Below are 22,504 nucleotides of genomic sequence, written 5' to 3'. Positions count from 1 at the left end.
CTGTCACTTTCCTCATAGAGTCGTTTATCACGCTAAGGAGTATAGAATGTCACAACAAAATGCAGCATCGAATGACTATGGCACGCTGATTTTAGCGCGGGACTTCACCTTAGAAGTCATTGACGCGTTTGAAATCATGAACTCTATCGTCGGCGTTCAATACACACCACTTGCGGTACAGCAGCAAAAGAGTGATAGCATTAATTACGCATTTTTCTGCCAAGCTCAAGCAACTCATCCCGGAGCAAAAGCCTACATGACTAAAGTAACAATAAACGCTTCACTTCCAGACGAAGATAAGAAAACCCATTATTCTATTACCCAAATAGAGCACCTGCTTCCTTAATTATTCAAAGACTAAAATAGCTGTGAAAACCCAACTTAAGCCAGATACAAAAACACCCTGCAAGCGTCATCCTAGCAGGGTGTTTATTATTCAGCGCTCGGCTACAGAACGTATTCACTGATAAAGCGGTTAAACTGCACAATATCGAAAGAGCCTTTTATTTCAAAACGCACTCTTCCCACTTCACTTAGATAAAGCTCAATCTCACAGTCCATATCGAATGTTCCAGACGTTTCGACAGAGAACGCGTTAATTTTGCTAAAAGGAAGCGAGGTGTAATCCACTTTCGAGCCAGTAATACCTTGTACATTAGCAGCGATAACACGCTTATTGGTGAACACCACTTGGTCGCGAATAGTCTTGAAAGCCGCGAAAATCTGCTCGCCATTAATCAAGAATTTATGGAAATCGTCTCGTGCTTTCTCTACTTCAATAGGCTTAAGCTTAAACACTGAGGAGTTATTGAAATCTATCATTTTATTACCTTCTAGCCGCTGTAATTAGGTGCTTTGCCGCTATTAACCAGCACGAGCACCGTTTGGAATTTGATTTTCTGGGCACGCTAAGCATGGCTGTAATTTGTCTTCGTAGCCAATATCAAACAACATGCCTTGTGATAACTCACCTGCCATTTTTCGTTCTGGAAGATTGACGACGAAGAGTGCTTGTTTACCTTCAATCTCTTTCGGGTTTTCACGCTCTTGTTTGATACCCGCCAGAATAGAACGAGTGTGGTCACCAAAATCGACAATCAGCTTCATCAACTTGTCTGACTTTTCTACTTCCAACACTTCAACAATTTCTCCAACTCGGATATCAAGCTTAGCAAAATCATCGAACTGAATTTCTGGTTTAATTGGTGCTGGTTTCATAATGACTACCTATGAATTATGATTTTAGATGGCTATTCATGTACACGTATTGCTTTCAAAACAACACGTTATAGAGTGGCCATTATGGATGTTATAAAACGTTTTGGAAGTAAAATTGGTCACAGAAGCGAGAATTGAGCTTGTCGAAGAGTAATAAGGCTTTCGGCTTTACGCTTTATCCCTTTAATTTCGTCTCGCTTAAAGTACGCTTCGGAAATCAGCCAACCACTTGTTGCCATACTTATTGCCACTCGCCGGATTCATCAACCAACACGTTCCCTTTGGCATCCCACACTTCCAAATCACCGAAGACAGAAACAAAATAATTCACGTCACCATTTTTAAAAGAGTAACCACGAAACATACACGGGGTTACACCATCTGCGCATATGGAATGCACTGTCTTACCGACCAACTCAATTTTATTGCCTGAGATTTTTGACTCCCCCGAGTAAAGCACGTTTTCACACGTCACCTCACCTTCCTCACACTGCACATTCACTGTGACAATGTAACTCTTGGTTTCTAAAGTCTCCGCACTTGCACTCGGAAAGAACGACATATTACTAATTGCGGTAAGCAAAAACGCGGTACTCAATACCCACTTTCGTTTCATACTCAGTACTCTCCTATGACTATTAACTGACCACCTTTCGATTCAAGCGCTAAAGCGAGATGCTGACCGTTTTTGGTAAACGCAGCCGAGCAAATAGAATCCAGCCCGCTGCCGCAGTCTACTTCTGGAAGCGTTTTAGCATTTGTGTTCGCTTTATCTTCAGCAACGGTCCAACCATCAGAAACTAATTGTCGCTTTACTTCTAAATAGCTTTTGCCCTCAAAGCTGCTCTCTTGAGCGATAGAGTGTGAACTGAACAAAATCAATAAAGCGATAATGCTCAAATGTTTCATTGATTACTCCCCTCAGCTTTAAACACCAAAGGCGCAACCAGTAGAGTTAAAACAAGCGCATAGAAAAACGGCAATATGGCAACAGACAACCCCATAACAAATCCATCCGCATCAAATGGATAATGACTTAATGTCAAAACTGCCCCATAGACAAATGTAAGAGTGGCACTGACCCACATGATTTTGGCCGATAGCTTAAACCGTTGCGTTATTCCTTCACCTGCAATTGCCAAGGCAGCAACCGCAGGTACTAAGGTACAGAGCAACGAGAAACCGTCAAAGAACTGCATCCAATCGTGCATTAGAAAGAGATGTGACAATACATAACCACAGCCAAGCCAATACACTGCGTAGCCCACTTTATTCATAACATTCCCTTCTTAGTTGGACGCATTACTTGAATGACATTGATTGGGCGTAGAAGGCAACTCAACGTTGTGTAAACCTACCCGCGCACCACAAGAGAAAATGTATTGCCCGCAGTGGTAGTTCTCATCGATGATTTTCACCTTTCCGTCTTGCACACTGAGCTCTAACTTACAGCTAATATCGTATTCTGGCTCTTGCTTCTCATAGACTAATTTATCACCAACTTTACGCATTTTGAGTGGCGCTGGGTCAGCGCCTTCAGTTGGGTCGCCGACTCCACAAATGTGATAATTCGCTCCCCACAGCAACGCATCGACTAGGTAGTCATCACCCTGCTTTACAATATTTATATAAGACTGTTTCATTTCAGACTGACCATCACTAAAGCTAGTAATCAAATCTTCAGTAGAAAAGCACCCTTGTAGGTCAGTTGCTTGAACAGAACTAGAGATTAGTATCGCAGGCAGAACAAGAGATTTAAGCATAATAGATAGTACCTTTAAGTTAAATTGGGGCGCGAAACAGATGCACTCCAACAACTCGATTTTGAATTAGATTATTGATTTTTCTTATAAGTACCATTGAAGGTAACATTCATTCCGCCACAGCTTACAAGGTCATCAGTGACGATGATTTCATCGCCCGCAAAGGTCATGACGAACTGGCATTCATCATTTTGAAAATGGATTTGATTGCCTTTCAGAGGGTATTCGCCATAAACATCACCAATATTTACTTGGCCTGTTTGTGCGTTCCCCACCCATACCGCAGAACCTGAAATCAAATAGTGACCATTAGGCTGACGAGTAATGTCAAAAACAGCGCCATGTTCATCTAATTGATCACCTCGGTAGCGTTTGTATTCGCCTGATAGATCCGAGCTTGCAAGGACTTGTCCAGTGATGAGCAATAAGCCAAGGCTTAACCAATTAATTTTCAATTTTCGTTCCTTAATGACGGTATACCTCTATCTTTCCCCACATTCATAGCAATAACGGTAATAACAACAATGCCATTGTCATTGCTAAAAATAGATACACATTAGCAAGAAAAGCGATTTTCATTCCTTTACTGTGTTTAACCAATTCACCCGTTAAATAGCAACGCTGGTAATAGAACTTACTGCACATTAATCCCACTAGGCAGACCATGAACAACGCCACTAACACCAATGCCCAATAATCACCAAAAGGCGCGATCAATGCGAGCACAACTGCCATGGCAAACACACAGCCGATCAGCATTAGCCACAGAAATAGAATCGATTTACTGGCGAAAAACTGAAACTTTTTCGCCAACCATTTTGGCAACGTTTCCATACTTGCCCCCTATCAAAACCAGAGCATATTGGACATGAAAAGCTGAGTTATTTCAATCAATTGCACTATTGCCATCCACGTAGGTAGCCAGATAATTGAATAATGTGATGTTCAGCCCATTCAAAAACGTTGCTACTCAATAAACCGGATATCGCTCATGATAAACTCATAAAAAAATAATCAATGATGCAACCCCTATGAGTTACAACAACAATTACTACATCATGCACGGCAATTACTCCGATAACACCGAGCCTTGGCAAGTCATCCCTACCGAGCAAACTGCACTGCGACGTTTTCACTTTCGTAAACTAAACCTTGAAGATGGTGCCGTTCATTTCAACGCGAAGTCCCGTCTCGCCCTTAGCGAAACCAGTAACCTATTCTGCACCCCTAGCTTATTATTTACCGAGTCATTTAAAGCCCAATTAGAACAACACATCTATGGCGGTCAATTATTCCCTGCGACGGTTGAATACAAAGGAGAGAATACTCAACAGCCATTTTTGCTACTCAACATGTACCAAGACCTCGATTGTTGGGATAGAGAAACATCTGACTACAAGGAGTGCGATGACGAAGACGATGAGCCCCGCGTCTATCAATATCGATTGGATGCAAACGTGCTCGATAAAATCGACGAAGATCAGCGCCTAATCTTTAAAATGGGCGGATGCGATCTAAGCCCTCTGTTTATTCATGAGAAGCTTAAACAGCAAATTGAACCGCTAGCGCCAAATCTTAGATTTATCCGAGTCAGTGACTATCAATTTGGCGATGAATACGAAGACGAATAAGCAATAAGAGTGACTACAATTTAAAAGTTCAAACTAAATAAACTTAGGTAAATAGAAATGCTAAATAAACTACTTTCTGCTGCGGTCATCAGTTTTGCGCTGCTATCTACTATTGTTCAAGCAACGCCGAGAGCAGAACAAGGCTGGCAACTCATTGAACAAGGAGCACTCCTTGTAGATGTCAGAACGCCACAAGAGTTCGAGCAAGGCCATCTTAAAAATGCGCTCAACTACCCTTTGTCTGACCTCGACAAACACTTTGCCAACATTAATAAAAATACACTTATCGTGCTGTACTGCCGCAGCGGCAACCGCTCTGGTCAAGCATATGATTACTTAACAAAGCAAGGCTTCACCAACCTTTACAATGCGGGTGGTTATCAAGAGATGCTGAGTAGCGAAGAATAAGAGGTTCGATCACTTTAGAAGGTGCGCGTACATATTGATGCAGTATACTTACGAAAGCACATAAATCTTATATTTAATCCATTGATACGTAATTTTACTTTTGAGCATAGGTAAGGTAAGCTTTTCGTTTCAGAATTAGACAGCTACGGTCAAAGTACGGTACTTTTCTATAACCAACTTAATTGGGTCTAACCCTGAAATTTACTCTGGTGACTGGGGTAGATAGCTTCATTCAGACTGATGTGGACTATCACGTGCCTGATCCTGTAATGGACCAAATTTCTTCTTTCAGCTCTGGTATCTGAATAACAATCTCGCTACGAATACCCCACATAATCATACCCTAACCGTTAAATTAATTCCTGCCCGGGCCCGAAACACCCTAATTCACAGTCTCAACACCCCAGGGTATGATAATATTTCCCCGTAGCTAACATCACTGGAGGTTGATGTTTTTGGTGGAGAGAGAGGACTATATATCTCCTCAGCTCCGAAATGCTAGATCAACGGTTGGAACAGGCAATAGAAGAGAACAACAACACAAATTACAAAGCTTATAAATCTGGTAAATTGTGTTCCTTCACTACTCACTTCGTATCTAACTAATATCGCTCCTACCGGCATAGTTCTATTGTTTAGAAAACACCAAACTAAAAATATCAGATATACAAAAATTAGTTGAGGCGCAGAAACTTCATTAATCGTTTTAATGCTAAAGACTATTGCGCTTACCCATGCAATAACAATCAGGCTGAATAGTGTAATTCTTACTGCTGTGCTTACACATTTTTTAGGCCATATTAGATCATTCATTTGTGTTTACAGGCAAAAATAGTAAACCAGTAAGCTAAGTGATGTTATTATCAGTCTAGAAAGCTGTTTACTAGCATTCATTGGTTCAAACTCAAATGAAATAGTTCCAATTGGAAGTTCTTTATCATATAAAAAGCTTCTGACAACTAGGGTCATATAAAGAGCCAGAAAGTGTGACACTTTAATTGTGCTGAAAGCCCCCCAATGCTCTACAGCCCTGAACAATATAAAGCCAATGAGGGTAAATACTATCAATAATCTTGACTTTTCACCTAAATATTTGTTTGGCCATAAGACCTTATTCTGTAGCACCTTGAACATATGATTTAAACTCTTCTTCTATAGCTTTATCTTCAGGCAGAACTTCGCCTATATCTCCAATACCCAAGGTATCAATATAAACATTTACCTTTTCTCCTTTACCCTTCCCAAGCGTCTCTACCAACATTTTACCCAACGTTCTAGAAAAAGCTTCTTCGGTAACAAATTTACCAATTTCTCCATTCAAGTATGCACTACCAAAACTAGTCCCCTGATTCAAAACTTCTCCGACAACTTTAATCTTATCGAGATGTTGAACATGTCTGACGTTACTCGCAGTACCATACGGGGTTAACAATAAGGCTCCATTTGCCAAAGTAGATGCATCATCCAATGCCTTAGCACTAGTTGCATCTATGAACGCTTCACTGGCAGCATTTTTCACCATATTACTATTAGTCGCCACACACTCTGGAGTAGCACATGAGTGATAATCTACCACGTAGGATTTTCCATCAATGATGTGTGATACTTGGTATGTACCATTCTGGGAATTTATCGGATTGCCTGTTAAGAATTCAATCTCAATCACTTTCGTTTCTGGAACGTCAAAGAAACTAAAGCCTAGATCTTGATCGAGCAAATACTGCTTCGCTGACTCATCTAAAGGAATCGACCTTATATCCTGAACAATGTAACGACCTTTTCCTGTTCCGTCTTGTGCTACGATCAATTTACCCTCGCTGGTATCAACGAAACTCTTATCGTCTACTTTAGAAGTATCTACAAAGTAGGGAGAAACACCTGAATCATACTTCTCACTTTCCTGAGCTTTGGTATGACGCATTGCATTTCGAATTTCTTCCGCTGTATATTTTCCATTGCTCTCAGCTGCTAGCGTATTGGCTAGCTCATATTCACGTTTACTTAAGAACCGATTGTCCACAGTCACTCCCGGTGTGTTGTGTTGAATGGCCGAGTTGACATTGTTTAACCAGATCAATGGCGAACTGTCATTGCCGATATGTTGGTTTACATCACCAGACTTATATTCACCAAGCCCATAATTTTCCAAAACAAACTTAAAGGAATCCTCTGCATAGTTACCGACTAAACCAGCATACTGCTCTTCATATTCTCCTTTTTCACCAATCCTACCTTGACTAATCGCTGCATGTGTACCTTCGTGAATTAAAGTATTCGAAGCATCGCCACCATTGGTTGTTTCGGCATCGTTCAATTCAACGATAGTCTTATCACCTTGAGCGATATGGTTACCCTTTGCTGTGTCACTAAATGCGACAACACGAGCCTCTTCAATAGTGATCCCCATCACTTGCGCATATGTTTGAACATATACCTCCGCCGCATACTGCTTAGCTTCAGGGTCTGCTGAATCAAGGTTATTCAGTATCTGTGCCGCTTCGGGGTTCGTTAGTGCAACTTGTTTGAGTACATCAAACTCTTTTTGCACTACATCTATGTGCTCAAACGTGTCATCGAGTGTCACTGAATCTTCCGTTAACACGTCCAACAACGATTTATTGCCCAAGTCGGTGCGTTTTATATCTTCCTTAATTCCAGCTCGGCCTTCCTCAGTTACAATACGGTGGTCTAAGGTCGCATCAATATTGCCTTGCTGACGATTAACGCTATACAACTCTTTTTCAGTATTAGTGACATCACGATTTAGACGTTCGATATCGCTTTGTTTGTCACCTATCTCAAGCTGACCTTGACCCACTGTGGCCAAAGTTTTGCTCTTGCTGATATTACTGTTGTTGGCGTACTGTACTGACGTGGTCGAGTTGGTAAAATCTAGCGACTTACTTGGCGTTTCCCCAGCGTTCTCACCCGGCTTACTTGGCTCATTTACCACCGAAAAATTCGTGCTCAGGCCGCCATTTTTGCTTTGCTCATAATGGCTGTTGCTTAGGTCTGCAAAGGTAAGCGAACCTGTACTTAATTTCAGCTGACCGCTATCATTACCCTGCTCATCTAATGCGGCAATTTTAGCCCCAGTAATATCAGTATTGCCGGCTACATCGATCTCCAGTTCACCGTTGGACGTAATACTACTGACCACGGTTTCCGTGGTTCGGCTGCGACCTTTCGAGAAGTTCACACCACCGTTACCACCGACCACATTGCCAGCATCAGTACTGATACCTGCGCTAAAACCTTGGCCTTTGTTATTGGCATTGTGATTGTCTTGGACTGAAGCCAGATTCAGATCACCACCCACAGTGAGTTGCGTCGAGCTGTCACCGTACACGTTACCACCTTTTATGTTGGTATCTTGCATGGAACTTATCGTTACTTGGTCACCATTTAGTTGACTGTTGGTGTGAGTGGTTGAGTTAGAGCGTTGCTTGTTTTCATTAAAGCTCGCATTAATACTTGGTCCACCAAACGTCGATTCGTGAATCGACATCGAGATATTCACCGAACCCGATTTCGAATCCGTCTCATTACGACTGGTATCTTGCGAAGCCAAAATGTTCACTTCGTTACCACTCAACGCGAGTGCTTGCTCTGCGCTAACATTCGAACCCTGGACTGTTAGTGTGTTGTTGTCGTTATTACCTGATCTTATGGTGACATTTTGACCACTTAAATTAGACGCCAGCGAAGAGGTATGTTCGCTTGAACTGTTGGTTTTGCTGGCTTCTAAATCGATGTTTAATCCAGCATTAAAACCATAAGTAGACGCGCTTTGATAAGTTGCTGCCGACTGTTTAATTAGCGCTGTAGTTTTAGAGGCGACATCTGCCGTCGCCATGGTTATATCAGCGATGAACCACGCTTCATCACTTTTCACTTCACCAATCAATGATTCCAGTTCAATAATGTCATCACGGGATACACCCGGCGCCTTATCAGCAAACTCTTGCTTCAACGTCGCCAGCGTCGTTTCTAACTCGGTGATTTGTTTTTTATACTGCTTGTAATCGCTATTGGCTTTTTCCAATTTGTCTTTAGAATCTTTGAGCGCTTGTGCTGACTTAGCCAACTCGACGGCTTGGTGCTTGACGACCAAGCTCACTTCCGCTTTGCCATGAACCTCTTCTGTTTGGCTCGCGTGAGTGTCTTTCGCTTCTTTAATCGTGACGTTGTCTTTCGCCGCCAGTGACATGTCGCCCTGACCTGATTGATCTGCATTGGCATGCAACTCAGAGCCTTCGACTAAGATGTTTGATTCGGCATCGATGGTTAGGTTATTGCCAGCCAGAAGTTGGCTGCCTTTATTTGTCTGGCTTTGGCTTTGCTCATCGACTTTGTCGTAGGTTGCTTCACCAATGGTGTATTTCACTTGGCCATTTTCGACACTTAGCCCCGTCAACACGTCCGCATTGAGTTTGACTTTTAAGGTCTCTTCACTGGAGAACTCTTCACGCGATTCTTTCGCGGTCAAGATCTCTACACTGCCCGTGTCCGCAGACAAATCAATGTTCTCACCCGCTTCCAGTTGCGAGCCCACCACTTTAACTGAACCCGTGTCAACCGTCAGGTTACCCGCCGCTTGAATAGTGCTCGCTTTTGCGGTTTGCTCTTGCACTCCGCTACGCTTTTTCTCCATTTCAAACAGACTGCCGCCCGTTAAGAAACTGGTTTTCTCACTCCACTCTTGGGCTTTCTTAAGCTCTTCTCCTGCGCTGAGTAACACTTGGTCTAACGCTTCAAGGTTTACGTTGCCCCCCGACACGACATTGCTGGCAATCACCCCAATGTCGTTACCCGAGTTGAAATTAACGTCGGCTCCGGTAATAACGTTAGCACTGTCGAGTAAGGTCGCCTCTCTCACACTGCCTTTATCACTACCACTTAGACCAGCAAAACCTTTTTTCACCGTTTGCTCACGGTCGAACTGTTTGTATTGCTGCGCTGCTAACACAATGTCGCCATCGGCATTGAGGTTAACGCTTTGCTCTGCATTGAGGTTAGCGCCCACCAAAGTGATGTCACTATCCCCACCCGCCAGTTGTTTGCCTTTAATTCGATTTGCGGATATTGAAATGTTATTGCCTGACAAATCAGCGCTGTTAACAGTCTCGTGGTAGCTTTCTTTGGTCGTGGTCGATGAACGACCAAACGACTTTTTATTAGTCGATTGGTGATAACGGTAGTCACTGTCGTTCACGGCCAGCACATCAACATCACCTTTCGCGGCGATAGCAATGTCATTACTTGCCTCCACCGACGAACCAATAAGTTTCACATCCCCCGATGCATCAATGGTGACATTATTACCCGCAATGCTGGAGCCTTGATGACGTTTGCTGTGGCTCTTATCCTGCGTGCGTCCATCTTGGCTTGCTAAGTATTCTTCATTCAATGCTGTCTCTATCGTGACATTATCTGCCGAAAGTAGCACGTCATCACTAGCCGCTATTTGTGTGGCTTTAGCTCGGATATCCCCGTCCGCAATCATGGACAATTTGCCGCCACTGCTCACCTGACCTTGCAGATGCTCGACCGATTTTTCATGTTGATGACCAAAGCGCGTTTTACCCTGAATCTCGGTAACCACCGCTTTAGAGTCAAACTGAATATCATTACCCGCAATCAGTGCAGCATCGCCTTGCGACGCAATTGTTGCTGAATCGTTGATAATGTTTTGACCTGCATCTATGGCTAAAGTACCCGAGGCAACAATGCCCGCGTTATTACCCACTAAAGTGTTCACCACTTTTTCATGCATGCCGTAGTTTTGCCCATCAAACAACACCTGTTGCTCAACCACGGTTTGGTTAATCACTGAACCCGACTCGCTGACCAGTTTCACATCTTGGCCACGAATGTCGCCACCAATGTTTTTGATATCTTGCTGCGCTTGAAGCGTCAGCGAACCATGGCTGGTTAAACTGCCATTGTCATTGACTATCTCTTGCGCGCTGACAATATTTAACCCGTTGTTTGCTTGAATTTGTGCATGTTGGTTAACAACATTACCCGCGTTAATATCGACTTGCTTGCCCGCAATCAGTGCTCCGTTGGTTACGTTATCGCGAGTGGTTTTCGCTAGATAAAGCTTTGGTGCCAACACGGTTTTACCGTCGACTTCAATCTCTTCCCACCACACGATATCAGACGTTAAGTTGGCAATTTGCTGCTCAGTAAGGCCCACACCAAAGCTCAACTTCAAATCACCACTGACCTGCGCGGCATTATCGATCAAATGCTGCATCTGCTCGAGATCATTGCCTACCGCGTCATTGAGGTAACGCTGACCCGTTTGCTCAAAAATAGCTTGGGTGATCACTCGGGTGTCGTAAAACGCATCGCCCAAAAACGTCACGTCTTTTTCAGGGTCAAAATCTATTTTGCTTAAGAAGTAATCTGAACCTAAGAAGTTGCCAATATCACTCAAGTGAGGATTGGTCTCTATGAGGTAGCGACCTTCCGGTTTATCGCTGATGACAAACAGTCCATTTGGCGCGCTCGGGATTTTATACTCAGGGAAAGCCACGCTGTTTTGGCCGGGTAACTCTATACCATCCCGATCGATGGTGGCCGCCGTGTGCTGCTTCGGTTGTTGAGTCGTTGCATCAGTAGCGTATTTGCCAGCATTTCCAGTTAACACCGAGTTATTAACTTGATTACTCGCATTAATTTGCAAATTGCCCGCGGCTTTAATGGTTGAGGAGTATGAACCATTAGTTGTGGTTGAAGTGTTGGTACCAGAAAGTCTTGCGGTAACTTCTGTCGTTTTATCAGACGCACCAAATGAGGTATGCTCGATATACGAGCCTGAATTTGACTGGTAACGAGCATAGCTCTTTACAATTTTGTCAACATAACCTTCATTGTTTAACGAATTTACATTAATGACAGCATCACTGTTCGCCGCAATTAAAGAGGCTTGATTGTCTAGATTTTGAGCATTGATCAATAAACTGCCATTGGCTAACAGTTTTGCAGGATCTCCCTGAACAATAGCTCGTACTATTTCTGTTTTATAGTGCTTCGTTGCGGTTTTTGCATCATATGTATAGGAGCATATTTGTTGGTCTTCAGCTCCCCCGTCTAACCCCCCACTACCATGAGCAGGTCTACAACCTCCACTTTTCAAGTTTACCGAGAGCTTGATAGCGCTAGGAACTGAACTGTGCGTTTGAGTGCTAGAAGAAGAACTCACCGCTAGACGCTTGTTCTCTATATGCTCAGCCGCGATACTTAATCCCGCACCCGCTTCTATCGAACCAGAGACATTTTCTACCCGCTGACTACGTTTACCCTCTGCATCACCCGCTATTACCAAGTCTCGCCCAGTCAGTATATCACCCTGCTGATTCGACAACGTATCTAGCGCATACAGCGCGCCATCACGCCCTGCATAAATCACCCCAGAGTTAGTTAACTTGCTATTGGCCTCCACCGTCATATCATTCAGCGCAATCAATGCCCCGACGTTGTTCAAGTTGTTAACTGTTAAGCCCAAATCATTCAGTGCTTGCAAGGTGCCTTCGTTATGCACCTCCCCAACTTGTAATACAGTGCTTTGACTGCCTGTAATTAAACCGGTCGCTTGGTTGTGCAGGTTGCTTGCCACCACTCGCACGTCTTGGCTAGATAACTCTCCGCTGTTTACCAATGCGTTAGCTTGCAAAGCCAATTGCTGACCAGCTATCACTTTGCCTTGGTTGTCCACCTTACCGCTGGCTGTCAGTTCAATTTGATTGCCCGCCTCTAACTGGCCCGTTTGGGTAACTTGGCTAGCTTGTAGTGCGATATCATGCGCTGCCTTAATCTCACTATGGTTATCGACTGTTGCATGGTTTATCACGATATCTTGTTGGCTTTCTATTGAGCCACGGTTAACCAAGCGAGTACCCGTTAAACGCACTTGCTGACCAGCAGAAAGCTGGCCAGTATTGGTGATAGTGTCGGACTGAACATCCAGTGCATCATTCGCACTCAACTTACTCGATGATGTAAGTTCGAGTTCATCGGCGTCAACTTGAGTTTGCTGAGCAACCAGTTTGCCTGAATGCACCAAGCGCTGCGCATTTACTTGCGCTTGCTCATGACTCGTTAAGTCGGCATGGGCACCTGTTTGCAACTCACCTTGTGTTTTGAGTGTTAACTTAGTCTTGGTGACCAGTTGACTATCGACCTGTAACTGCTGATTACCGTTCAACTCCGCCGTATCCGCTGCAATACTGCCGCTGCCTGTGATAGACAATTGCTCACCTTGCACGAGCAAGGTGTTTTTGGCACTTAGCTTACCGTCGTTCGTTAGCTGATTCAGTTGCTCAATGGTAATGTTATCAGCACTGATCTGGCTCTGCGCATCCGAGGCTAGATTTTGGGCTTGAATCACCAGCGTGTCTTCCGCACTGACGACCGAACTTGCCACATGTAACTGGTCAACACTGACGTTCAGATTCGCGATTGAGTCCGTTGGGTTTTCTGTACCCGCATGTATCTCACTGCTATTCACCTGCAAACGTGCCGCCGTTATCGCTACACCTTGTTCTGCCGCAACTTTTGTCTCTTCAAAGGCAATATCATCGGCTTGGAAGTTGGCCTTACCTTTGGCAAGCTGCAGATCGTGCGCCTTAATTGCTTGCCCGCTGGCTACTTGAATATCTTGTTCAGATTTAACTTTCCCCAGTACTACTTGCCCCGCCGCGTTGATGGTCAAGTCACCCTGCGACGTCGCTAAGTTACCAACATTGACTCCAACCCCCTCTTGCGTTGAAACCAACGTGATACGTCCGGCATACATACCACCCAGTGACGCTGTATCAATCGCTACCGTTGGTGTGGCTTGTTCATCCGTTGGAGTGCGTTGCTCGACTTGATTGGTTTGGTATTTAACTCGGTTGTTACCTACCACAATGGCTAAGTCTTGAGCGTGAATATCGGCAGTCACTTTTGCGGTATGCGCAATAATGTCAAAGTAACTTTGACGGCTCGCATCTAATCCTTGTCCCTGCACTACAACACTGCCTTGGGAAACATCAAAGCCAGACACTTGGCCCGCAGCAAACTCTGGCTTACCAGTTACTAAAGACACGCGCGGTGTATTGATAAAACCACAACCATCACAAGTAATACCATACGAGTTAGCAATTATAACGTTAGCTTGCTGGCCCAGTACTTCCGTATAGCCCTCTAACTGGCTTCGATTGGCTTTAACGACTTCGTTTAATATCACATCCGCGGCGCGGCCTTGCAGTTGACCGTTGGCTTCCACCACACCACCTAACTCAGAAACGGCAAACTGGTCAACTGAGTTATTAAGAATCAGGCCACTTTTATCAACGTTATATTTATCGAACTTGTTGTGAGACAGACCTTTTTGGTTTGGCTGCGCAATATTGACAACATCGACCCCATTCGGTGCTTTCGTGACAATCGTATTGGTATCATGAGCAACTACATTTGCCATAACCGGTTGCATATTAAATACATACAAGACCGAATAAATGAAAATGCGATTTAATGAAGTTATATGCTTAGCCATAACGTCGCCCTGTTTAAATTAAAATGAAATGTCGATGGTGTAATTTAGCGAGTAATCGTCTGGATTCAGACGATCTGGATGATCTATAGGAGCCCCTATAGACAATTGAGTACTAACGTATTTATTTCGTGTTTTAATGGCGAGGGCACTACCAATAAGCGAACCTTGCTCATACTGATCGTGCTTATCTTTTACTATTGCGCCAGTATCTATAGCAAGTTCTAACCTGACATCACCAATAATACCCACCTGACCAAACGAGTAACTAAGTTCGTTCCGCCAGTAATAACCTTGGTCTCCAGATATTGAGGCATTCTTAAAGCCACGAACTGAGTACTGACCACCGATGCTAATCCTTTGACTTCCGTACAAAGTATCATTACTCCACTGACCAAATAGCGTAGTTCTATATCCCAAACTTGACACGAGCTGAGTGCTGTAACTTGTCGTTAACGCTCCTTTGAAAAACTCAGCTTGAGGTAACCGATCATCATTACTTAAGCTTTCTTCTCCGCCAAACCAATCAGTCCCCCAAAATAGCTGTGGGTAAAGAGTGATAAAACCACTCCCGATTCGAGAGCTATATTCCATACCCGCCATTCCATGAGATAAGTTTCTGCTGCTGGCCTCAATAAGCGAACCCATCATGAAGTTTTTGTCTCTGCGATGACTTAAAGTTGTCGTAATTTTGGCTTTACTTTTGTTATCACGAAATAGCAGGTAGTTGAGCCCGACATTGTGAGTATTTGTCCGACCAGATGAATCTATCAGGAAACCATTGTGTTCAAATGAAGTAAGATAAGAAGAGTATGAGGAACGATAACTAGCATTCCAGTAACCATATGGAATATCTAAAGAAAAATTCAAACTTTCTGAATCAAAAAGATCTGAAGACTCCGCGCTCTTACTTCCAGAAAGAGTCCACTTCTCTAAGAGATTAAGAAGATCTCCTGTTTCAAAATATCCACTAACCTGCTGCTCCCCTGTATTTTCAGAACCACCGTTATTGTAACCAACACTAACAAACCAAGGTTTTCCTTCAGTACTCTTAATTTCAACAACACTAAAGCCTTGTTGTTCTGAAGGAACAATTTGAATTTGCGCGTTATAACGTTGCAATCGGTTAATTTGGTCAAGTGCTTGTTCGATGTCTCTCAGGTTTAGTAAATCTCCAGCCTTAACTGGATATGCTTGAGTAATCGCGCCTTGTTCTTTCCCATTCAACATTCCCTTCTCTACTTGACCTTCGATAATGATTAGCTCAAGAACACCATCACTCAAATCCTGCGGTGCTAAAAATGCCCGTGAAGTAACATAGCCTAACGAAATGTATTCATTAGTTATTACTCTTAAGTATTCGTTAATATCGGTAATAGATAAGCACGAAGGAACAAATTCTATTAGTTCAAGAAGTTCTTCACTTGAAAATAGCGTACTACCTTTAAACTCGATTTCTTTTATTTCAAAGCATTGATGACTATCTTGAGAAGGTAATTCTGGTAGTGGTTCAAAGGTGTTTAAGCGTTCAATATCTTGTTCCGAGCTTTCAATATTCTTTAATCGCTCAGCTTGTTCTTGCTCAATTTGGTCTCGAGCATTAGGCGACAATAATGCAACAGATGCACTAAACGCACTTGACGAAAAAAAACAAACCACTAAATAAGTAGACAAACAGCTTGAACGCTTGGGCATTAACCAATCAATCACAGATTTCACATACATTTATCTTATGAATAATTATCCAGGCTAATTACTACTAAAGTTCATTGCAATACAACTAATATAAACTAAATGACGTATGTCTAATTCGCCTACACCCTACACCTCAAATTTCCAACACTCGTCGTAAAAACAATTTAAAATATTATTATCAATTACATTGCTGTTATTAACAATACTCTCAGCAATCATGATCGATAATTGAATTCAAATAAACAAAATGACACCCTGCAATAACCAGAGCAAGTTTTCAGACCGACGTTTTATATAAATTATTGAAACTTATTTTTCTTAGATAGCTCATCTTACAAACACATCAACAGAGAGAAAATTCGTCATCTTTGCTATAAATCTTGAAGTGATAAATTGTTTCAATTATGAGATGTGGTATGTTACTGATCTTATTAAAACAAATCCTACCATTATGAAAAATTCGCTATTTCGCTTGGGTGCGCTCGCTCTAATCGCATCAAGCTTTTCAGCCTATTCCGCTGAACCGATTCTAGAATGCAGTAACCAAGCGACGGAAAAAGCAAGGGCTCTGTTTCTCGACCATTACCAAAGAAAAGACTACGACGCAGCGTACTATGCGCTCTATTTATATACTGACGCCTGCCCTAATCAATTTGGTGCATTAGCAAGTGAGCAAGCGTTATGGCTGCTAAGCGACTATGCATTGGTTGCGACCAAGTTTGAAAAAGCGGAACGGTGTAACCAAGCGTCAGAACTTATTCAAGCAAGCTCGAATAACCGAACCGAGGGTCTAGAACGCGCCTTTCAAACTAACCTTAGCCTTTGTTCAGTCCAGCAACTAGAGAAACAAACTGAACAATATTTTTCTCGCAGTAGCTGCGCTCACGACAAATCGATGCTCACCCTACCCGTGAGCTGGCAAGCTCGTTTCGCAGGCTATCAGAACGTGGAATGTATTGGTCCTAAGACCCTCAAGCCTAACGAGCAATTACATCTATTGGTGAAAAACGAAACTGGCGGCTTAGATAAAGTAACCATAAAAACCGACCAAGCTATTGAAGGCGAGCAAACACGACTACTCTTCCTCGATGAAGATAAGCCGGTGATATTAGCAAACTTGTTTAACCCAAAAGGCTCAGAGACACTTCAACCCGCAGATAAACCGATTGAGTACCTTACCGCAAGGAACGCTCAGCCAAGCCCGCAACAACTGGCGCAGGTTAAAGCCATCAATAAAGGGATGAGTTTGATTATTGCGGATAAAGGCGCTCAAGCCTCGCAAGAATATATGGAGAAGATGAAATCGCACGTCGCGTCCGATTTCACTGTAAACTCTAACGCCACTTGGTACGGGAAAGAATTGGTCACCGAGCAATCTTTCTCATCCTCCACCAGCTATGTTGTCGCGCAATACGATGGCCAAGTGAAAGTGATATTTTCTCGAGTTTCCTCTCCTGAGATACGTCAGTTAGATTTACTGACTGGTGAAGAGTCTTTGTTATATACCATGCCAGCCGATGTTCAAGTATCCGCTGTTTCAGGTTCTAAAGTCTACCTAACCTATTATGATGACCGACTAGACGCGTGGGAAATCGACCTTGGCCAAGACGAGATTAAAGCGCTACCCACCGATAACCCGCCTAACAAGATCACAGGTTATGCGAGCGATTTTGTCCCATCTTCTGATGGCAAAGCTTATATTACGGCCAGTGACAGTGCCCTAAAAGTTGAGAGCAACCAACACGATTCAATTATCATCGATGATGTCTACAACGGTTGGGTGATTAACAATCTTGGGTGGGGTATCGACAACTACGAGTTTTACTTCGATAACTCATCGGCTTATGCCTGCATTTGGCGAGCAGATTTACTAGAGAAACGGTTAGAACGAATTGTGCCTATTGAAGATGCAGTAAGACCGTATGCGTTTCGAATCGGTAATGTCCCTTATGTGCTTTACTCGCGCTACTGGGAGAAGAAGCTGTTTATTGCGAGCCCGAAACCAACCAATTAACTCTCCATTAAGCCAAAGACCCTAAATAAAGAGAGCAGTGAAATCGCTGCTCTCAACCTATCGAGTAACCTTCACACCCTACTCTACACCCCGACTCGCGGGTTACGTCTCGCGAATGGCAGTTATTGATTGATAAAACAGCACGTTGACGCTAAGTTGCAAATTAAACGACTTTATTAATACCAACAACCAATGACTGATTACCACCAAGCCGCTGTAATACAAGCTGGCCCGCACGCAATTTGCGTCGCTGAACCCGGCTTTGAGAGCTGCCCTGCGAAATACACCATGTGTTTCTTTATAAGAGAGAAAGCCAGTTCGCTCGGTGGCTGTCAATCACTTGCATTTACCACAGCCTTTCGAGGAATTCCTCTTAATGAAACCATAGGCCACTACGTATTAAGAACCAATCGTAAATTCACTTTTGAGTACTTTCCAGCCAAAGACATCGCCCAAGAAATCAGTATCAAGAAAGTCTATGAAGATGGCCATAAACTTAAATATATGGTAATTTTTCAAACTAATGATGGGGATTACGGCGGCTTTGTAAAAGCAAAAGAAGAGATTAGCCAATTGGATGAGGAAGAAGTTTGGCAGAACATTGTTGAAAACAATGCCTTTTTGCTGCCAAACGATCTCGCGCTACTGTTTGAAAACGATCCAAACCACGGCTAACTCAGCCATTTCTTAGTCCGCTTGTTTATCTCATTATTTGGTAAACATACTTGCGATGGCTTCTTGATCAACATAATGCGCATAGTTAGAGATTGAGCTCGTCACCGATTGGTCTGCCAACAATTCTTGCATCGCTACTTGGCCAACAAACTCAAACGCTCGTTGAATCGCTAACGGATCTTGGTGCATTGCGGTCACCACTTGCTCAGAACAATCTTTTGTCAGTAAGCGTGTCATCAACTTCGCCACACTCTTATCCATTTCGAGACGGCTATCTTGACTTACTGTCGCAAACTCTTTCAACTCAGGATGAGCTGCCATTGCATAAAAGACCCACGTCGCAAGCTGTTTACGCTCTTTTCCATTCAGCGAGTCTGCTAAGCAGATAGAGAGATCATTAACATTCGCTTGAACAGGTGCAACGAGAGCACAAGACAGAGCTAATGCCGCTGCGGTAAATACCTTTTTCATACGTAATCCTTAGTAATTGGTCAGAATGACTCTATTTAGATTAGTCCAAATCATTGATAGAAATAATAAAAAAGGATTATGCCACAGCATCCAAGCGAATTTTATAAATCATCCACAAAAATTTGCGGCCTAGCTCTCTGTTTGGTTGATTAGCGATTCTGGGTCGAAGCGCTTATCTCGGTAGTAGAACTGCTTATCCCTCTCACCAATCTCTCGCAGTACCTTACAAGGATTACCAACCGCCACCACATTGGCTGGGACATCTTTCGTCACAATGCTGCCAGCGCCTATTACGCTGTTTTCTCCGATCGTCACCCCTGGCAATACCACCACATTCGCACCTATCCACACATTATCTTGAATAACGATGGGGATATTAAATTGAGCCGCTCGTTTGCGAGTATCAGGGTCTATGGGATGACCGGCCGTCGATAATGTCACATTTGGGCCAATCATTACGTAATTGCCGATGGTGATATAGGTATCATCGACCAAAGTAAGATTAAAGTTAGCGTAAAAATAGTCACCAACAGATGTATGTCTCCCCCAGTTTGCTCTTAACGGCGGCTCAACGTAACAATCTTTACCTGCACTGGCTAAGATATCGTGCAGAAGCTGGCCCCTCTTTTCCGTTTCTGAAGGTCGTGATTGGTTATAGTCATAAAGGCGCTCCATACAGGCTTTTTGCTCTTCGATGAGCGCACTGTCTGCGCAGCAGTAGATTTGTTGGCTATGGATTTTGTGTTGAACAGACATCAGTTGGCTACCTTATGTTTGATTTAGTCCTCAGTGTAATGAAAACGAACAAAAAACAAGCATAAGGAGCGATGAGATGCGACTAACACCAAAAACAGCGTTAGTCGCTCATTCAGATTACAGAGATAAGAACCTTTCGCGCTCTATTTGGTACAAGCAATGTGGCGCAAGCTCGTGTTCTTCTGGTAGTCGAGGGTGAATGAAGTCGTTACAGGTGTTGACCATCCCTAAACGGGTCATGACTTCTTGTGAAGGTAAGTTTGTTTTTGCTGTAAATGAATACACCTGATCAAAATCAAGTACGTAAAACGCATAGCGCAATGCTTGTTCCGCCGCTTCTGTTGCGTAACCTTTATGCCAGTGAGATTTGGATAAACGCCAACCTATTTCTACAAATGGCGCATTCGGTAACCCACTGTTCTTATCTTGATAATGCAGACCGACAAAGCCGATAAACTGAGACGTCGCTTTATGTTCAACCGCCCACAAACCCCATCCATTTTCATCAATTGAGGAGCGAATTTTATCCGCTAATTCATTACTCTCTTGTGCAGAAAGTGGCTTCGGGAAGAATTTCATCGTCATTGGGTCAGCGCACATGCGCGCAAAATGAGGATAGTCCTCATCTTCCCATTGTCGAAGTATCAGTCTTTTTGTTTCCAGCATCCGAGCCCTACCTAATTTAACAATGAATAGGCCGCGGTTTGCTTTCTCATGCACTTTCGTATTAGAAACAACACCAGCCCAAACAAGCAATTAAATGAAACTGCTTTAATATCATTATCATATCAGTGACTTGTATTAATACTGAGGAAAAATGTTAATTGAAGTCCAAAAAAGGGACTCTACACACATAAGTTACCACCGTTTTCATGGCAAGCACTCAATAGCGTAACCCTTTTGACACGCCAAAAAAATGCCATGCGTAAATCATCTAAAATTAGGCCGGTTTATAGTGGATTCAACCAACTGAAAGAACGCGTTAAAAAGGCAACCGCGTCTTGTTCAACAATATTGCCATGGGACATCACAATGCGTTTTGGCTGCCACGCTAAAATCGCGCTGACATGTTCCCTCGCCTCTCGCTTACTAAACGAAAAGGTGAACCGCCAATCAATCGGCATTTTTCCATTTGGTGCAACAATCCCCACTAATCTGCCAACACACCGTTGAAACGGAGTGAGTTTACTTGGTTCAAAGTTTTCAATCAGATCGGTAACAATCAAAGTGGATGATGGCTGATGGAAGAAAATGCTCTCTTGCATCGCTGGCGAACCTGTGAAAAACAGATGGGATATCGACTCTCCCCATGGTAATAACGTATCGCTATCTAACACGCGATCAAACTTAAGATCTTTTCGTTTATTGATGACTTGCTGAGTGCCGAGTGTCATTGCTAATGGGTAAGCAACTTGCCACTCGCGTAGAAACAGATGGTGTAAATGGTTTGGAGCAACGAGAAAGGCTACCGTTCCCAGTTTATCAATACGATGCTGGAGTTCATCGCTTATCCGAATAGGGCTGTGAATCCATAAACGGCCATCGTCTAGACGAACAATGGTCATTCTGGTCGAGAAAGGAAATGAGTAAAACGAAACCACTTCTCCTTCCACTATCCATACATTGTTATCGAGCTGCTGCATTCAAACCTCCTTTCAAAGCCTAATCATCGCTTATCAGTGAGGCCAGACGCCCCACTAGACTGAGATTAAGCGTAAGTTGTCTAACGCCACTTCTGACACTCTTTGATAATCAATTTGGCAATAGTCCTGCTTATCAATTTTACGTACCGGAATATCATAGAAACTCAGCGCTTGTTTCGCCTCATCAAAATGATAATGGACCTGAGGAGAGAGCATCACGAGAGACACTTTTCGCCCAAAATCCTCCAAGAAACTTGGGGTAGACAATAGCGTCACTGCAGAATACATCACGTAATAAGGCAGTTGGTGTTGATCAAAATAATTTTGCATTGCTCGCGCGAGCAAACTTGAAGTAAAGCCACCGACGCACATCAGTGCTATCACTTGCCGATCACCAATATCTTGCTGAGTTTGGTGGTCAAACGGCGATTCCATTACGTTGTCCTTAACTGTATCGAATTCAAAATCGTGATAAGGATCAATATTGAGCCCGAACTCAGCAAGCGCTTTTACTAACTCGTGGCCAATTAATAGACGCATGTCGAAAAAATAACCGGTTTAGCATATAGCATCCATTATAGAAATGGTTGACAACGTCAATTTACACTTCTACCGAACCCCCTAAAACCCTCAGTTTACCGTATAACTACCAAGACAATACCAAGCGTGGAGAACAGCCTAAGCCG

Annotated in this window: 20 protein-coding genes; 5 read left to right on the top strand and 15 right to left on the bottom strand. The window is 43.2% G+C overall.

Annotated features, from left to right (window positions below; translation table 11 throughout):
- Window positions 1-46: 46 nt before the first annotated feature.
- Window positions 47-346, top strand: a complete 300-nt coding sequence (locus OH461_RS03330; RefSeq protein ID WP_270019207.1) for a hypothetical protein — start codon at window positions 47-49, stop codon at window positions 344-346.
- 101 nt (window positions 347-447) lie between these two features.
- On the opposite strand, the gene OH461_RS03325 is transcribed toward OH461_RS03330, so the two are convergent.
- The 8 genes from OH461_RS03325 to OH461_RS03290 all read right to left on the bottom strand — a co-directional run bounded on the left by OH461_RS03325 (window position 448) and on the right by OH461_RS03290 (window position 3,815).
- Window positions 448-822, bottom strand: coding sequence for a PH domain-containing protein (locus OH461_RS03325; RefSeq protein ID WP_260258601.1), 375 nt, complete (start codon window positions 820-822; stop codon window positions 448-450).
- Window positions 823-864: 42 nt separating this feature from the next.
- Window positions 865-1,218, bottom strand: a complete 354-nt coding sequence (locus OH461_RS03320; RefSeq protein ID WP_270019206.1) for a tRNA-binding protein — start codon at window positions 1,216-1,218, stop codon at window positions 865-867.
- Between the two features lie 241 nt (window positions 1,219-1,459).
- Window positions 1,460-1,834, bottom strand: a complete 375-nt coding sequence (locus OH461_RS03315) for a hypothetical protein (RefSeq protein WP_270019205.1) — start codon at window positions 1,832-1,834, stop codon at window positions 1,460-1,462.
- A gap of 2 nt (window positions 1,835-1,836) precedes the next feature.
- Window positions 1,837-2,127, bottom strand: coding sequence for a hypothetical protein (locus tag OH461_RS03310; RefSeq protein WP_270019204.1), 291 nt, complete (start codon window positions 2,125-2,127; stop codon window positions 1,837-1,839).
- On the bottom strand, window positions 2,124-2,495 hold the full coding sequence (locus OH461_RS03305; protein WP_270019203.1) for a hypothetical protein: 372 nt from the start codon (window positions 2,493-2,495) through the stop codon (window positions 2,124-2,126). Before OH461_RS03305 ends, OH461_RS03310 begins: the two co-directional genes overlap by 4 nt.
- 12 nt (window positions 2,496-2,507) lie before the next feature.
- A complete protein-coding gene (locus OH461_RS03300) occupies window positions 2,508-2,981 on the bottom strand; it encodes a hypothetical protein (protein ID WP_270019202.1) in 474 nt (157 codons plus the stop codon).
- 71 nt (window positions 2,982-3,052) lie between these two features.
- Window positions 3,053-3,436: a hypothetical protein gene (locus OH461_RS03295; protein WP_270019201.1), complete on the bottom strand. Its 384-nt coding sequence runs from the start codon at window positions 3,434-3,436 to the stop codon at window positions 3,053-3,055.
- Between the two features lie 43 nt (window positions 3,437-3,479).
- On the bottom strand, window positions 3,480-3,815 hold the full coding sequence (locus OH461_RS03290; RefSeq protein WP_270019200.1) for a hypothetical protein: 336 nt from the start codon (window positions 3,813-3,815) through the stop codon (window positions 3,480-3,482).
- Window positions 3,816-4,012: 197 nt separating this feature from the next.
- On the opposite strand from OH461_RS03290, the gene OH461_RS03285 reads away from it, so the two are divergent.
- On the top strand, window positions 4,013-4,612 hold the full coding sequence (locus tag OH461_RS03285; protein ID WP_270019199.1) for an imm11 family protein: 600 nt from the start codon (window positions 4,013-4,015) through the stop codon (window positions 4,610-4,612).
- Between the two features lie 57 nt (window positions 4,613-4,669).
- Window positions 4,670-5,020 carry a rhodanese-like domain-containing protein gene (locus OH461_RS03280; protein WP_270019198.1) on the top strand — a complete coding sequence of 117 codons (351 nt, stop codon included), beginning with the start codon at window positions 4,670-4,672 and terminating at the stop codon, window positions 5,018-5,020.
- Between the two features lie 1,111 nt (window positions 5,021-6,131).
- On the opposite strand, the gene OH461_RS03275 is transcribed toward OH461_RS03280, so the two are convergent.
- Window positions 6,132-14,567: a two-partner secretion domain-containing protein gene (locus OH461_RS03275; RefSeq protein ID WP_270019197.1), complete on the bottom strand. Its 8,436-nt coding sequence runs from the start codon at window positions 14,565-14,567 to the stop codon at window positions 6,132-6,134.
- 18 nt (window positions 14,568-14,585) lie between these two features.
- Entirely contained in the window at window positions 14,586-16,283 is a 1,698-nt protein-coding gene (locus OH461_RS03270) for a ShlB/FhaC/HecB family hemolysin secretion/activation protein (protein ID WP_270019196.1), read from the bottom strand.
- Between the two features lie 427 nt (window positions 16,284-16,710).
- On the opposite strand from OH461_RS03270, the gene OH461_RS03265 reads away from it, so the two are divergent.
- A complete protein-coding gene (locus OH461_RS03265; protein WP_270019195.1) occupies window positions 16,711-18,273 on the top strand; it encodes a hypothetical protein in 1,563 nt (520 codons plus the stop codon).
- 192 nt (window positions 18,274-18,465) lie between these two features.
- Window positions 18,466-18,948, top strand: a complete 483-nt coding sequence (locus tag OH461_RS03260; RefSeq protein WP_270019194.1) for a hypothetical protein — start codon at window positions 18,466-18,468, stop codon at window positions 18,946-18,948.
- A gap of 33 nt (window positions 18,949-18,981) precedes the next feature.
- On the opposite strand, the gene OH461_RS03255 is transcribed toward OH461_RS03260, so the two are convergent.
- The 5 genes from OH461_RS03255 to OH461_RS03235 all read right to left on the bottom strand — a co-directional run bounded on the left by OH461_RS03255 (window position 18,982) and on the right by OH461_RS03235 (window position 22,358).
- Window positions 18,982-19,419 (bottom strand): hypothetical protein, encoded by a 438-nt coding sequence (locus OH461_RS03255; protein WP_270019193.1) that lies wholly within the window; start codon window positions 19,417-19,419, stop codon window positions 18,982-18,984.
- 129 nt (window positions 19,420-19,548) lie between these two features.
- A complete protein-coding gene (locus OH461_RS03250; RefSeq protein ID WP_270019192.1) occupies window positions 19,549-20,175 on the bottom strand; it encodes a sugar O-acetyltransferase in 627 nt (208 codons plus the stop codon).
- 117 nt (window positions 20,176-20,292) lie between these two features.
- A complete protein-coding gene (locus tag OH461_RS03245; RefSeq protein WP_270019191.1) occupies window positions 20,293-20,841 on the bottom strand; it encodes a GNAT family N-acetyltransferase in 549 nt (182 codons plus the stop codon).
- A gap of 284 nt (window positions 20,842-21,125) precedes the next feature.
- The gene (locus OH461_RS03240) at window positions 21,126-21,818 is read right to left on the bottom strand and encodes a DUF4336 domain-containing protein (protein ID WP_270019190.1); all 693 of its coding nucleotides are present in this window, start codon (window positions 21,816-21,818) and stop codon (window positions 21,126-21,128) included.
- Between the two features lie 54 nt (window positions 21,819-21,872).
- Entirely contained in the window at window positions 21,873-22,358 is a 486-nt protein-coding gene (locus OH461_RS03235; RefSeq protein ID WP_270019189.1) for a hypothetical protein, read from the bottom strand.
- Window positions 22,359-22,504 lie beyond the last annotated feature (146 nt).

The organism is Vibrio sp. LaRot3, from assembly GCF_027587025.1.
Lineage (GTDB): Bacteria > Pseudomonadota > Gammaproteobacteria > Enterobacterales > Vibrionaceae > Vibrio.
The sequence above is the reverse complement of the archived record's forward strand: the minus strand, read 5'-3'. Positions and strand labels throughout refer to the sequence as shown.